Here is a 12,482-nt window from a genome sequence, read left to right on the forward strand (position 1 = left end):
CCGGATGTCCTACCCTGACGCGCGGGCAATCTTGATTGTTCGGGTCGGCGGGGCGCGCCGTCCGACAGTTAAGTGACCGCGTCGCGAACGGGAGCCCGATGGCGACCCTCGCAGAGCCCGCCGTGCTCGCCGCCGCGAAGGACGCGCTCTATCCCGACCTCGACGACCGCGACGACCAGTACGCCGTCACGGAGACGCAGTTCACGGCCGAGGCGTGGGGCGGGTGGTCGATCCCGGACGACGTCCGCGAGCGGCTCCGACCCTTCAACGCGATCCGGCTCGACTCGGGCGAGCCCGACCTGCTCGGGGTCGGCCTGCCCGCCGGCGAGGTCCTCGACGCGTCGGTCGCGAGCGCGCCGGTCGTCGCCGTCGAGGCGAAGGGCCACCGCGAGCGGGGACCGGCCGACGTCGCCCGCGGCATCGAACAGGCGCACTCGCGCCTCTCGGAGGTGAACCTCGGTTACGTCGCCGCGCCGGCCGAGAGCGTCACCGAGACCGCGCGGTCGCTCGCGCGCGAACTGAACGTCGGCGTCGTCGGCGTCGAGAGCGAGGCCGCCGCGACGGTACTCGAACCCCCGCGGGTGACCGGCGCCGGGGAGTTCTCGACGGGGGTCGAGGCGGTCCGGTTCCGGGCGCGGACCCACCGCCTGACCGACGGGAGCTTCCCGGTCAATCACCCGAAGAACTACCTCGGCTACCCGCTCGCGCTCGCGGCCGACGCAGACACCGAAGCCGTCTACGAGGACCGGGTCATCCGACTCGTCGGCGACGGTCGCCGGGGCGCGATCCTCCTCGGACTCGTGGAGGGCCGCGGCGTCGATCGGCTCACCCACCTCGGCCGTGAGGTCGTCCGCTTCGCCCGCGCCGAGTGCGGGAGCGTCGAGTCGGCGCTGGCCGAGTTCGACTCCTGGACGGGCAGGTCGACGCGCTTCACGGAGCTCGCGCCCCGCTGGGCACAGCTCGCCCGGAGCGTGGCGATGGGGTACGAACCGACCCGGCTCGTCGTCGAGGCGCTAGAGCGGCTTCACGCCGACGGCGTCCGCCCGGCGACGCTGCCCGAGGTCGCGGCGTCGGCCTGCGAGATCAACCGACCCCTGACCGTCGAGGTGTTCTTCACCGAGGGCGGCCGTGACGCCGTGCTCGAACGGGACGGAACCCTCCGAGCGGAGGCGCTCGACGATCCCGGCGTCTACAAGGCGGGCATCCACTTCCAGTACAAGGCGCAGCTCTACCACGTCGGCCTCGTCACCGACCGCGGCACCGACGACAAGGCCGCCGCCCTGACGGACCCGTGGGCGCTCGAACACCCGGTCGGTCCGCGGTAGCGGGCCCGGATCATTATAACCGAAGGCGGGGCCAGAGCCGCCGATGGAACGGAGACTCCGCGTCGTCGCCGGCGGCCGATCGGTCACGATAACCGGCGTCGAGCGAGGCGAGTGGGACCGATTGAGCGATCCCTGTCCGGACTGCGGCGGCCGCGAGTTCGCCCACGTCGGGACCGCGGGCGCCCGCTACGGCGTCCGGAACGGGGGCGTCGTACGCCGGGCGGACATCTGGGACGCAGAGCGGCCGCTCTTCACGCGCTGTCGGGCGTGCGGGGCCGTCCTCTACACGCATCCGGCCTTCGTGCTCCGGTTCGACCCCCGTGCGGACGGGATCGTCGGTCTCGAACGATGAGGACGGAAGCGAAACGGCCGGACCGTCAACTACTATACGTCGCCCTGCCGTCGCGGCGGACGTGAGCGGAGAGCGCGACCGCGACGGACCGAGCGACGGCGAGGGCGCGGACCGATCGGGAGAGGCCGCCGGCGCCAGCGATCCGACAGCCGGCGAGGACCGCCCGCGAGGGGCCGACGGATGGCTGTACGGCTGGGCGCTCGGCTACGCCGCGGTCGGGGCGGCGTCGCTGCTCGTGCCGCTCTACGCTATCGAACTCGGGGCCGGCGCGCTCGTGGTCAGCCTGATCGCCGCGACGGCGGCGTTCGCGGGCGTGCCGGGTGCGATCCTCTGGGGGCGGCTGGTGACGCGGACGCGGCGCCGCCGGCCGTTCATCCTCGTCGCGCTCGGCCTCACCGCGGTCGTCTTCCTGCTCCTGCCGTTCCTCGGGTCGCCGTGGTCGGTGCTCGTCGTCAACGCCGCGCTGTGGTTCGTCATCGCGGCGGCCGCACCGGTGTTGAACATCATCGTCGTCGAGGGGTTCGGGACCGACCAGTGGACGCGGCGCTTCGGCCTGCTGAACCACTACCAGGGCTACGGCTGGCTGGCCGGCCTCGCCGCCGGCGGCGCCTGGTCGTCGGTGGCGGGACCGCAGTTGGGGCTGGCCTCGCTGCCGGCGATGCGGCTGTTCTTCGTCGTCAGCGCCGTCGCGACCGTCGGCGGCTTCCTCCTCGTGGTGGCCCGCTACCCCGAGGCGTCGACCATCTCCGAACAGCGGTTCCGGCGGCTGGTCCGGCGGCTCCGACTCAACGGCGGCACCTCGGTCCGGAGCGCCCGCGGCGTCCCGTTCGGCCCCGTCCGGATCTACTGGGCGCTCCGCGACATCGGCGGCGGGAACGTCCTCACGCGCCTGCGGACCCGCTTTTCGGGGACGCTCCTCAGATATCTGCTCGGCGCGACGATCTTCTTCGCGGGCTTTTCGGCGTTCTTCGGGCCGCTGCCGGCCTACCTGGTCGATGCGGGCTACGCGACCGACGAGGTGTTCGCGCTGTTCATCGTCAACTCCGCGGCGTCGGCCGCCGTCTACGCCCGCGCCGGGGCGCTGGCGACGACGCGCGACCCGCTCGGGCTCCAGGTCGGCGCGCTCGGCTTCCGGGTCGTCGCGTTCCCGATCGTCGCCGTCGCCGGGGCGGCCGTCGCGCCCCCGTTCGGACTGCTCGTCGTCGGCGCGCTATTCCTCGCGATCGGAGCCTCCTGGGCGTTCATCACGGTGACCGCGACCGCGCTCGTGTCGCGCCTCGCGCCCGAGTCGGCCCGGGGCGAGGCGCTGGGGCTCTACACCGCGATCGGGAGCCTCGGCGGCGGCCTCGGGAGCGTCCTCGGCGGCGCCGTCGCCGAGGGCGTCGGCTATCTCGTGGCGTTCCTCGCGGCGGGCGGACTCGTCGTCGTCGCGATCGGACTCGTCCGGAGCGGGGCTCCGAGCGAGAGCGCCGCCGAGGCGTAGTCAGGACGCAGAAATTGATACCGGTCCGACGTTGAGGCAGGTGTTCGAGCGCCGGCCGTCCGCTTGGCTCATAGTGATTACTCTCGTCTCTTCCCGCCGAACGCCGTCACCGGGGATGGCGTTCGGCGGTAAACAGTGAGAGTAATCACTATCAGTTGACCGTCTTGGTCGGAGAGATCCAGACCACGAGGCCGTCTTCCTGGCGGACGATGCCCTCGATGAACTCGCCGCGCTCCATCGGCGGGTCCTCGACGTCGTCCATCGAGACCCGGACGACCTGGTCGACCTCGTCGACGAGCCAGCCGACCGCGGCGTCGTCCTGGAAGTTGCTGGCGTCGAAGATGACGATTCTGCTGGCCTCGCCCCTGTCCTCGACGTTCAAGAGCGTCTTCGGGTTCACGATCGACGTCGTTCGCCCGCGGAGGTCCATCACGCCCTCGACGTAGTTCGGTGCGTTCGGAACCGAGGTGAGCGAGCCGCGGTCGACGATCTCCGAGACGTAGTCGATGTCGACGCAGTAGGTCTCGCCTCCGAGTTCGAACTCGAGGACCTGCATCTTGCGGGCGGTGGCATCGGCGTCGGCGTCGTCGGTGGCGGTAGGGGCTGAGGCACCCGCCGCCGCGGTTTGTTCCTGGGACATAGCGATGTCGCCGACGGCGTGGGCCGTCGGTCGTTACTCAGTCGGGCGCACAGGTCGGCAATAAATGTACGCACGCTATTATCACGGCTGATTTTCGCCGGCGAGCGCTTAAGTCCCCCAGTTGGGAATGGCCGGTAGAGATGAGCGGGTACGAGTACGCTGTGGACCACCCGATTCCCATCCCGGGACGACCGAGCCGCGCGTCCGGCAGCCGGCGAGACGACCGGCGAGGGAACACCAGCGCGCGGGCGGCGTTCCCGACGGTGGCCGGCAGCGCGGACGACAGGAGCGAGGACCGATGAGCACGGCTTCGGAGCGGGGCCGAGAGGGGCAGTCGACGCGGGCGGTCATCGTCGACGACTCGCGGTTCATGCGGACGCTCATTCGGAGCTTGCTCGAAGAGGGCGGGGTCGACGTCGTCGGCGAGGCGTCGGACGGGTCTGAGGCGCTCGACGCCGTGCGCGAGCACGACCCCGACGTCGTGACCATGGACATCGAGATGCCCGCGATGAACGGCCTCGAAGCCGTCGAGGCGATCATGGAGGACCACCCGACGCCGGTGCTGATGCTCTCGGCGCACGCCGAGGAGGACGCCGACGTGACCTTCGAGGCGCTCGACCGCGGCGCGGTCGACTTCGTGACGAAACCCGGCGGCGAGGTCACCTCGTCGATGTCGCGCGTGAAGCGCGAACTGGTCGAGAAGGTCGAGTCCGCGGCGCGCGTGGACCTCTCGGCGAGCGCCCGGGTCTCCGACCGGGGATCGACCGGGAGTCGGACGCGCGAGTCGGACCGGTCCGGCGGGACGGCCGAGACGACGCGGTCGGGATCGGCGACCCGCTCCGGATCGCGGACTCGATCGGGATCGGCGGGAGGGACGGACGCGGCGGAGTCGCCGTCGCGGTCGTCGGGGACGTCGACCGACGGCCCCGGCGGGTCGTCGCGGCGGCGGGGGCAGCGCAGATCGACCGCCGCAGGCGGGGAGGCAGACGCCGGCGCCGCTCGCGACGCGGCGTCCGAGAGCGCCGCGCAGTCGGGCGCCGGTACCCCGGCGTCGGCGGCGACCTACCCCGACGTCGGAACCCTCGTCGTGGGTGCGTCGACCGGCGGCCCGGCGGTCGTCGAGCGCGTCCTCGGCGGGCTCCCCCGCGAGGCGAACCTCCGGATCCTCGTCGTGCAGCATATGCCCGAGGGCTTCACGACGCGCTTCGCCAGCCGGCTCGACGGGCGCTCGGCGTACTCGGTCACCGAGGCCGAGTCCGGCGAGCGGATCGAGCCCGGCGAGGCGCGGGTCGCGCCCGGCGGACACCACCTGCTCACGACGAGCGACCGCAAGGGGCGGCTCAAGCTCGAACTCACCGACACCGAGCCGATCCACGGCGTCCGGCCCGCCATCGACGTCACGATGGCCTCGGCCGCCGAGACCGCCGAGGGGCCGCTGTGTGCGGTCCTCCTGACCGGGATGGGACGCGACGGCGTGGACGGCCTCAAGCGGATCAGCGGCGGGGGCGGCCACACGATCGCCCAGGACGAGGAGACCTCGGCCATCTTCGGGATGCCCCGGCGAGCGATCGAAGCGGGGTGCGTCGCGGACGTGGCGCCGGCCGAACGGATCGCCGAGAACACACTGCGGTACTTCGAGGAGGAGTGACAGATGGACGACGAACTGTACCAGGAATTCATCACCGAGTCCGAAGAGAGCATCACCCAGCTGAACAACTCGCTACTGGACCTCGAATCGAACCCCGAGGACGCGGAAGCGATCGACGACATCTTCCGCCAGGCGCACACCCTCAAGGGGAACTTCGGCGCGATGGGGTTCGACAACGCCGCGACGGTCGCCCACGCCGTCGAGGACCTCCTCGACGAGGTCCGGAACGGCCGGATCGAAGTCACCCACGAGCGGATGGACCTGGTCTTCGACGGGATGGACGAGATCCTCGACATCCTCCACGAGATCGAGAAGAACGGCGAGTCGAACCGCGATCCGAGCGACCTCGTCGACGAGATCCGCGCGGCGGCCGAACCGAACGCCGACGAGGGCGGTGCCGGCGGTTCCGACGACGGAGCCGAGGCCGGAGAGGGCGACGGCGACGCGGCGGACGCAGACGCCGAAGGCGACACGAGCGGCGGCGACGCGCCCGCACTGGCGGCCGACGTCCTCGACCTCGACGACCCGGCCGTCGCGGACGCCGATCGGCTCTACCACGCCGAGATCGCGCTGAACGTCGGCGACATGAAGGCCGTCGACGGCGGCCTGTTCGTCGAGGGGCTCCCGGAGGACCTCGCCGTCGTTGGGGCCGACCCGAGCCTCGACCGGATCGAGGACGGCGACTTCGGCGAGACCTTCGTCGTCTTCGTCGCCGACGAGCCCCGCGAGGACCTCGAAGCGACGCTGTGGGACCTCTGGAAGGTCGAATCGGTGACGCTCACCGACGTCAGCATCGTCGTCGACGACGGCGGCGAAGCGGAATCCACGGGCGAGTCCGAGGGCGCCGAAGCCGCCGATCACGACGGCGACGCGACCCCGGACGACGCGCCGACTGACGCGTCCGGCGGGACCGGTGAGGCCAGCGAGCCGACCGTCTCGACGGCCACGCCGACCGACGACGTCGACGCCGACGACGCGGCCGCCGCGGTCGACGCGGTCGTCGACGCCTACACGTCCGGCGGGTCCGGCGACGGCGAGGACTCGGGGGCAGATTCCACGGAAGGAGCCGAGCCGAGCGCCGCGGATCCGGCGCCGGACGAACCGACGGCCGAGCCGTCGAGCGGCGGTGTATCCGGCGGCCCCGACGAACCGGCCCAATCCCAGAGCGATGCCGAGTCCGCGTCGGCAGCTCCGGCCGACGCAGATGCCGCAGCCGGAGTTGAATCGAGTGAGGGCTCGGAGAAGTCGGCGGACGAAGGCGGAAGCGAAGACGAAGGCGACGCCGAGGGGGAAGAGAAAGAAGAGGAGGAGACCCGCTCGATCTCCGCCGTGAAGTCCGTCCGCGTCGACGTCGACCAACTGGACGAGCTCCACAGCCTCGTCGAGCAGCTGGTCACGAGCCGGATCAAGCTCCGCCAGGCGCTCGGCGCCGACGACAGCGCGGGGCGGGACACCCTCGACGAACTGGACAAGATCTCCTCGAACCTTCAGGAGACCGTGATGGACATGCGGTTGATCCCGCTGAAGAAGGTCTTCGACAAGTTCCCGCGGCTCGTGCGCGACCTCGCGCGCGACCAGGACAAGCGGGTCAATTTCTCGGTGGAGGGCCAGGACATCGAACTCGACCGCACGATCCTCGACGAGATCTCCGATCCGCTGATGCACGTCCTGCGCAACGCGGTCGACCACGGCATCGAGCCGCCCGAGGAGCGCGAAGCCGCGGGGAAGCCGCAGACGGGCTCTGTCGAACTCCGGGCGCGGCGCGAGCACGACACCGTCGTGATCACCGTCGAGGACGACGGCGCCGGCATCGACGCCGACGTCATCCGCGACAAGGCCGCAGAGAAGGGCATCCGCCCGCGGGGCGAACTCGCGGAGATGACAGACAGCGAGGTCTACGACTACATCTTCCACCCGGGCTTTTCGACCAACGACGAGATCACGGACGTCAGCGGCCGCGGCGTCGGGATGGACGTCGTCAAGACCACCGTCGAGTCCCTCGACGGCTCGGTCAACGTCGAGAGCGACCTCGGCGAGGGGACGCGGATCTCGATCCGACTGCCCGTGTCGGTCGCGATCATCAAGGTGCTCTTCGTCCGGATCGACGACCGCGAGTTCGGCGTGCCGATCAAGTACATCGACGAGGTCTCCCAGCAGGCGCGCGTCCAGCGCGTCGACGGCGCCGAAGTGATCGTCCACGAGGAGCGGATCTTCCCGCTGATCCGCCTCCGCGAGGCGCTGGAGATCGACGGGCGCCGCCGCGAGAAGGGGATGACCGTCCGGATCCGTCCCGCCGACCGGCAGGTCGCGCTGCGCTGTGACAGCGTCTCCCGGCAGGAGGAGGTCGTCGTCACGCCGCTCCAGGGCCCGCTCAAGGGCACCGAGGGGCTCTCCGGCACGGCCGTCGTCGGCGACGGGAACGTCGTCCCGATCCTCGATGTGAACTCCCTGTCGATTCCGGACGAGGGCAAGCGGGCGCGCCGCCAGTGGACCCCGCCGGAGGACGACGCCGAGACCGAGGCCGGCGCCGGAGCGGAGGGGGCAGCCGACTGATGGGCCTGGACATCGACCTCGGCGGCGGGAGCGACGACGACGATACCGACGAGGGCTTCGACGAGCTGCTGGAGTTCGTCGAGTCGTCGCTGTCGTTCGCGACGAGTTCGTACAACCGCTCGTACCTCGACCGGCGGATCTCCGCGCGGATGCGTCGCCAGCGCGTCGACGACTACGCCGACTACCAGGAGCTCCTCCGGGAGGACGAAGACGAACGCGAAGAGCTGTTGAACGCGCTCAGCGTCAACGTCACGAGCTTCTTCCGCAACCCCGAGGTCTGGGAGTCGCTGCGGGAGATCCTCGCGGACCTGAGCCAGTCCGGTCGGACGAACGTCTGGAGCGCCGCCTGCTCGGACGGCCGCGAGGCCTACTCGGTCGCGATGCTCGCGCTCGACGACGACCGGATCGACGCGGGACGCCTCGACATCCTCGGCACGGACATCAAGCCCGAGATCCTCCGGGCGGCGCGCCGCGGCGAGTACCACGCCTCCGAGACCAACGACCTCGAAGAGCAGTTGGAGCCGCTGGCCCGGAACGACCGGTACGTCGCCAGGGACGGCGACACCTACCGCGTCGCCGACGAGGTGAAAGAGCTGGTGTCGTTCCGGAAGCACGACCTGGTACAGGAGAGCCCGCCGCAGACGTTCAATCTCGTCATCTGCCGGAACCTCTTCATCTACATCAACAAGCGGGCCAAACAGGCGATGTTCGAGACGCTGAGTTCGGCCGTCGAGCCCGGCGGCTACCTCACGATCGGGATGACAGAGACCGTGCCCGCGTCTTGTCGGGAGCGGTTCGATCCGGTCGAAAAGCGACTGCGGATCTACCGGGACTCGACCGACGGCGACGGCGGCGACAACGGCGGCGGGTCCGGATCCCGCTCCCGCTCTCGCTCTCGCTCGTCGACGTCGCGGTCGAACTCGAGGTCGCGGTCCGGTTCGCAATCGAGATCCGGCTCGACGTCACGATCTACCACCAGGAGGTGAACACACGTGCAACCCGGCGAAACGAAGATCGCAGACACACGGGGACAGTTCCTGCGGGCGCTCCGTGACGGTCGCGAACGGAACGAAGCCGGTTGGACGAACGGGCGGATCCTGCTTTCGAACAAACGGATCGTCCTCGCGGGGACCGGCGGCAAGCGGACGTTCCGCCTCGACGCCATCGACCGCGTCGGCGGCCGGTACGACGTCAATCAGCGCGTCGCGACCGTCTCCGATTACCTCGCCCTGCAGTTCGACGACGGCGAGAACGTCATCCTCGTCGCGCCCGCGGAGTTCGAGGAGTTCGAGATGGACCTCTACGACGCCCTCCTCTCCTCGACGAAGTTCCTCGTCCGCCACCCCGCGGTCGAGGGCGGCGTCGTCCAGAACACCGAGTGGGAGGGCGGGCGCCTGAAGGTCGAAGAGGAGTCTGTGAGCATCGCGACCGTCTCGGGGACGTTCGTCGAGGTCCGCCTCGACGACATCGGCGACATCGAGATGGGGCGGCGGACCGTCCGCGAGGAACAGCGCGAGGTCATCGAGGTCGAACACTCAGACAGCGAGGGGACGAGCGTGCAGACGTACGTCTCGGGCCCCGAGCGCGCGGTGAGCATCCTGAAGTCCCTCCTCAGGATCGGCGAGGAGCAGACGGAGACCTCGCTGGACCTCTCGATGCAGGACAAACAGGTACTGATGGCGCTGTACTCCGGCGTCTCGCCGTTCGACATCCCGCAGTTCCTGGGGATCGACGTCGACCAGGTCGAAAAGCTGTTCGTCCGCCTGATCGACCACGACGTCCTCGACGAGGTCCGGATCCGCCACGAGGTCGAACTCAACGCCCGCGGCCGGTCGATCGCCGCCGACGCGATCGACGAGCAGGGCGCGGAGATGTGACGCCGCGGCGACGACGAATCTTTCTGGATCCCCGGCGCATATACCGCTGGACGGCGACGTCGCGGACGGATCCGGCCGATGATCGTACTCCACGCGACCTTCCCGATCGACCCGGAGCGGATGGACGAGGCGCTCGACCACGCCGAGACGCTCGTCGCCGAGACCAACGAGGAGCCCGGCGTCATCGACTACCGGGCGACGAGAGACGTCGAAGACGAGCACACGCTCCGCTTCTTCGAGCAGTACGAGGACGCCGCCGCGCTCGAACACCACGAGGAGACCGACCACTTCCAGGCGTTCGAGGCGGCGCTTCCGGACCTGCTGGCGGGCGAACCCGAAGTGATCCGGTTCGAGGTGAGCGGGGCCACCGAACTCGAACTCTGAACCACGACGGACGACTACGGCCGCTCGACTCCCGCGGCGGTGGCTACGGTCACCCCTCCGCGTGAGCGAGAATTTCGGTGCGCGCCTCGCTCGCGCAGTCGCGGCTCCCGCGGCCGAAGTGGAGCGTGTTCTCGTTGACCGGGTCGCTGAAGAGTCCCCCTGAGTCCACCGGAACCCCGGTCTGTTCGATCTGGAGGTAGCCGATCGTGATGCCGTTTTCGAGGTCGACGCCCTCGATCTGCCCCATCGGGATCGTCTTGTCGTCGAACCTGGATCGGTCGACCCGCTCGATGACGACGCGGTCCGCGTAGACGGCGAGCGTCCCGTCCTGGAACGCGCAGGCGACGAGCGCCTCGGGGTGGTCCTCGTCGCCGCCGCTCGATCCGTCCGCGGCGCCGCGACTCCAGGGGAACTCGACCATTGCCACCCGGTACCACGGGCTGTCGCAAAAGCGTTCGGCCCGATTACTCGTTCCAGGCCGCGTCCGAGAGCGTCCGCTGGACGGCCTCCTCGCCGACGGCGGCCGCGAGCGCCTCGAAGCCGCGGCGCTCCGCGCGGTCGCGGGCGTTCGCGACCAGCCGGGAGACGATGAACTCCGGCGTCGACTTCCCGACGGTGCCGAAGCGCGGCTGGTAGTCGACCCGGAGTTGGAGGTCTTCGGTCAGCCCCTCCGCGAAGATGCCGTCTATGCGCGCCTCGGGCGGCAGCGGGCTGAGGTCGTCGGCGAGGTGGGTCACGTAGACGCCCAGGGCGTCCCGATCGACCGTCAGGTCGACGAGGCCGTTCAGGAGGTCGGCGGCGCGGCCCGGTTCGGTGATCGCCTCGAACTCGTCGACGAGCATCAGCGTCCGCTCCCCCGTCGAGAGCGGCGGGACGATCGACTTCAGCGTCGACTCCAGGACGCCGGCGTTGAAGCTGGCGTGCCGGCGGTGGAAGACGACCGTGTCGAACTGCCCGACCTCGGCGCGCTCTGCGGGGACCGGCAGTCCCATCGCCGACAGGAGGACGACCTGCGCGAGCGTCTCCAGGAGCGTCGTCTTCCCGCCGGAGTTCGCGCCGGTGAGGACGGCGACGCGGTCGCCAGTCGGCGGCGCCGGATCGTCGTCGCGGTCGATCGCGTCCAGGCCGTGGTCGCCGACGGCGTAGGTGACGGGCTGGACCTCGCCCGAGAGCGTGAGGTTGCGCGCGCCCACGACCGCGAGGCCGTCCTCGACGAGCGCCGGGCGCGTCAGGTCGTGCTCGGCGGCGAAGCGGCCCAAGGAGAGCTCGAAGGCGATGTCCGAGACCGCCGCGACCGCGGTGTCGACATCCTCGCGCGCGGACTCGATCGACCCGCGGAGTTCGGCCGCGACGGTCGACTCCCGCTCGTCGACCGCCTCGTCGAGCTCCGCCCGGAGCGCCCGCAGCGACGTCGAGGTGAAGTCCGCCTCGTCGCGGGCGTCCTCGGCGACGGCGGCCTCGACGCGCCCGCGGCGGACGTCGGCCTCGCCCGCGACGTACTCGACGAACGCCGCGCGGAACTCCTCGAAGCTCCGGACGCCGCGCTCGCGGATCGCCTCCAGGACGTCGAGCGCGCTCGTCTCCAGGTCGGCGACGGCGTCGCGGCGCTCGCGCAGGCGGTCGAGTTCGTCGTCCGCGCCGGGCGCGACGCGTCCGTCGTCGCCGACGGTCCCGAGCGCGCCCGCCGCGGCGCGCAGCGAGTCCGCGTCGAGGTCGTCGAGGGCGGTGAACGTCCCACCGTGGAGGCCAGCCTCGCGGAGCTTCAGCGCCGTCTCGACGGCCGCGCGGTCGGTCCCGCCCGCGTCGTCGTAGTCGTCGAAGGCCGAGCGGATCGCGTCGCGGTCGCCGTCGTCGAGGCCGGCCCACGCGTCGCGGGCGGCCAGCACGCGGTCGAGGCGCGCCTCGCGCTCGTCGGTGTCGGTGAGCGGCGTCAGGACGCGAATCCGGTCTTCGGCGTGGGCGGTGAGCGCGTACTCGCTGGCGAGCGAGAGCAGGTCGTCGTAGACGTCGCGGGCGTCGCGCGTCCCGAGCGTCTCGATCCCCGCGGCGCCGTTGGCCCGGCGGAGGATCCGGACCGCGCGGCCGCGCGGGAGTCCGGCGTCGACGAGCGCGCGGATGTTCGCGTTCTCGATGGCCTCGACGGCGCGTTCGACGCCCATCGACTCGCGGAGGCGCTCGCTCGTCTTCGGGCCGACGCCCCAGTAGTCCTCCAGTCGCATA

The 12,482-nt window shown here is 70.8% G+C and carries 12 protein-coding genes; 9 read left to right on the plus strand and 3 right to left on the minus strand.

Translation table 11 applies throughout. The annotated features are described in order from the left end of the window. Positions 1–98: 98 nt before the first annotated feature. The 3 genes from ACQUQ0_RS01040 to ACQUQ0_RS01050 all read left to right on the plus strand — a co-directional run bounded on the left by ACQUQ0_RS01040 (position 99) and on the right by ACQUQ0_RS01050 (position 3,160). Positions 99–1,325: a hypothetical protein gene (locus ACQUQ0_RS01040; protein ID WP_435182622.1), complete on the plus strand. Its 1,227-nt coding sequence runs from the start codon at positions 99–101 to the stop codon at positions 1,323–1,325. Positions 1,326–1,368: 43 nt separating this feature from the next. Beyond that, entirely contained in the window at positions 1,369–1,677 is a 309-nt protein-coding gene (locus tag ACQUQ0_RS01045) for a hypothetical protein (RefSeq protein ID WP_435182623.1), read from the plus strand. Between the two features lie 61 nt (positions 1,678–1,738). After that, on the plus strand, positions 1,739–3,160 hold the full coding sequence (locus ACQUQ0_RS01050; RefSeq protein ID WP_435182624.1) for an MFS transporter: 1,422 nt from the start codon (positions 1,739–1,741) through the stop codon (positions 3,158–3,160). Positions 3,161–3,311: 151 nt separating this feature from the next. On the opposite strand, the gene ACQUQ0_RS01055 is transcribed toward ACQUQ0_RS01050, so the two are convergent. Beyond that, entirely contained in the window at positions 3,312–3,800 is a 489-nt protein-coding gene (locus ACQUQ0_RS01055) for a chemotaxis protein CheW (RefSeq protein ID WP_435182625.1), read from the minus strand. A gap of 140 nt (positions 3,801–3,940) precedes the next feature. Between ACQUQ0_RS01055 and ACQUQ0_RS01060 the strand changes: the two genes are divergently transcribed. The 6 genes from ACQUQ0_RS01060 (at position 3,941) to ACQUQ0_RS01085 (ending at position 10,262) form a co-directional block, all read left to right on the plus strand. Beyond that, positions 3,941–4,102 carry a hypothetical protein gene (locus tag ACQUQ0_RS01060; protein WP_372388520.1) on the plus strand — a complete coding sequence of 54 codons (162 nt, stop codon included), beginning with the start codon at positions 3,941–3,943 and terminating at the stop codon, positions 4,100–4,102. Continuing rightward, the gene (cheB, locus tag ACQUQ0_RS01065; protein ID WP_435182626.1) at positions 4,099–5,448 is read left to right on the plus strand and encodes a chemotaxis-specific protein-glutamate methyltransferase CheB; all 1,350 of its coding nucleotides are present in this window, start codon (positions 4,099–4,101) and stop codon (positions 5,446–5,448) included. The genes ACQUQ0_RS01060 and cheB overlap by 4 nt, the downstream gene beginning before the upstream one ends. A gap of 3 nt (positions 5,449–5,451) precedes the next feature. Next, entirely contained in the window at positions 5,452–8,001 is a 2,550-nt protein-coding gene (locus ACQUQ0_RS01070; protein WP_435182627.1) for an ATP-binding protein, read from the plus strand. After that, positions 8,001–8,987: a CheR family methyltransferase gene (locus tag ACQUQ0_RS01075; RefSeq protein ID WP_435182628.1), complete on the plus strand. Its 987-nt coding sequence runs from the start codon at positions 8,001–8,003 to the stop codon at positions 8,985–8,987. The genes ACQUQ0_RS01070 and ACQUQ0_RS01075 overlap by 1 nt, the downstream gene beginning before the upstream one ends. Positions 8,988–8,993: 6 nt before the next feature. Next, positions 8,994–9,878, plus strand: coding sequence for a CheF family chemotaxis protein (locus tag ACQUQ0_RS01080; protein ID WP_435182629.1), 885 nt, complete (start codon positions 8,994–8,996; stop codon positions 9,876–9,878). Between the two features lie 78 nt (positions 9,879–9,956). Beyond that, a complete protein-coding gene (locus ACQUQ0_RS01085) occupies positions 9,957–10,262 on the plus strand; it encodes a putative quinol monooxygenase (protein WP_435182630.1) in 306 nt (101 codons plus the stop codon). Between the two features lie 49 nt (positions 10,263–10,311). Here the strand turns inward: ACQUQ0_RS01085 and ACQUQ0_RS01090 are convergent, their stop codons facing one another. Together ACQUQ0_RS01090 and ACQUQ0_RS01095 are read right to left on the minus strand one after the other, a co-directional pair. Beyond that, on the minus strand, positions 10,312–10,683 hold the full coding sequence (locus ACQUQ0_RS01090; RefSeq protein WP_435182631.1) for a hypothetical protein: 372 nt from the start codon (positions 10,681–10,683) through the stop codon (positions 10,312–10,314). A gap of 43 nt (positions 10,684–10,726) precedes the next feature. Next, complete coding sequence (locus ACQUQ0_RS01095; RefSeq protein WP_435182632.1) at positions 10,727–12,481, minus strand: DNA mismatch repair protein; 1,755 nt, start codon at positions 12,479–12,481, stop codon at positions 10,727–10,729. Between the last annotated feature and the right edge of the window lies 1 nt (position 12,482).

This window comes from Halobellus sp. EA9 (genome assembly GCF_051195055.1).
GTDB classification, from domain to species: Archaea; Halobacteriota; Halobacteria; order Halobacteriales; family Haloferacaceae; genus Haloquadratum; species Haloquadratum rubicundus.

Excerpts from the sequence above, each read along its gene's own strand:
- cheB (WP_435182626.1), top strand. The coding sequence starts at position 4,099 with ATGAGCACGGCTTCGGAGCGGGGCCGAGAGGGGCAGTCGACGCGGGCG.
- ACQUQ0_RS01090 (WP_435182631.1), bottom strand. The coding sequence starts at position 10,683 with ATGGTCGAGTTCCCCTGGAGTCGCGGCGCCGCGGACGGATCGAGCGGC.
- ACQUQ0_RS01040 (WP_435182622.1), top strand. The coding sequence starts at position 99 with ATGGCGACCCTCGCAGAGCCCGCCGTGCTCGCCGCCGCGAAGGACGCG.
- ACQUQ0_RS01055 (WP_435182625.1), bottom strand. The coding sequence starts at position 3,800 with ATGTCCCAGGAACAAACCGCGGCGGCGGGTGCCTCAGCCCCTACCGCC.
- ACQUQ0_RS01095 (WP_435182632.1), bottom strand. The coding sequence starts at position 12,481 with ATGCGACTGGAGGACTACTGGGGCGTCGGCCCGAAGACGAGCGAGCGC.
- ACQUQ0_RS01070 (WP_435182627.1), top strand. The coding sequence starts at position 5,452 with ATGGACGACGAACTGTACCAGGAATTCATCACCGAGTCCGAAGAGAGC.
- ACQUQ0_RS01060 (WP_372388520.1), top strand. The coding sequence starts at position 3,941 with ATGAGCGGGTACGAGTACGCTGTGGACCACCCGATTCCCATCCCGGGA.
- ACQUQ0_RS01045 (WP_435182623.1), top strand. The coding sequence starts at position 1,369 with ATGGAACGGAGACTCCGCGTCGTCGCCGGCGGCCGATCGGTCACGATA.
- ACQUQ0_RS01085 (WP_435182630.1), top strand. The coding sequence starts at position 9,957 with ATGATCGTACTCCACGCGACCTTCCCGATCGACCCGGAGCGGATGGAC.
- ACQUQ0_RS01075 (WP_435182628.1), top strand. The coding sequence starts at position 8,001 with ATGGGCCTGGACATCGACCTCGGCGGCGGGAGCGACGACGACGATACC.